The sequence below is a fragment of the Wolbachia endosymbiont of Cardiocondyla obscurior genome (assembly GCF_902713635.1).
Lineage (GTDB): Bacteria > Pseudomonadota > Alphaproteobacteria > Rickettsiales > Anaplasmataceae > Wolbachia > Wolbachia pipientis.
This window is the reverse complement of record NZ_CACTIU010000138.1, coordinates 1-255: the sequence shown is the minus strand read 5'-3', so window position 1 is coordinate 255 and position 255 is coordinate 1. Positions and strand designations below refer to the sequence as shown.

1 protein-coding gene is annotated in these 255 nt (G+C 42.4%); it reads left to right on the top strand.

Annotation, left to right across the window (positions count from 1 at the left end):
* Window positions 1-79: 79 nt before the first annotated feature.
* Entirely contained in the window at window positions 80-241 is a 162-nt protein-coding gene (locus WOCAOBSORBRA_RS06130) for a hypothetical protein (RefSeq protein ID WP_174516167.1), read from the top strand.
* Window positions 242-255: the final 14 nt, after the last annotated feature.

The following is a 255-nucleotide window of genomic DNA, read 5'->3' as shown; positions in this document are numbered from 1 at the left end:
TAGAATAAAAAAACGCCATACTTGAAAGTATAATGTAAGTAATTAGCCAACCACGGGGCTTCTTTTGCCTTTTTTTTATTTGGTAAATTTCTTAATATTTATAGCTAAACAACAACCGTCATCCCGCTACTTATTAGCGGCTGAGATACCGCAGCAGTATGACGGTTCGCGGCGGCATAGTAATTCGTCATCCCGCTGCTTGTTAGCGGGATCTAGAGATACCGCAACGTCTCACCTATAGCCTTCAGTGCTCCT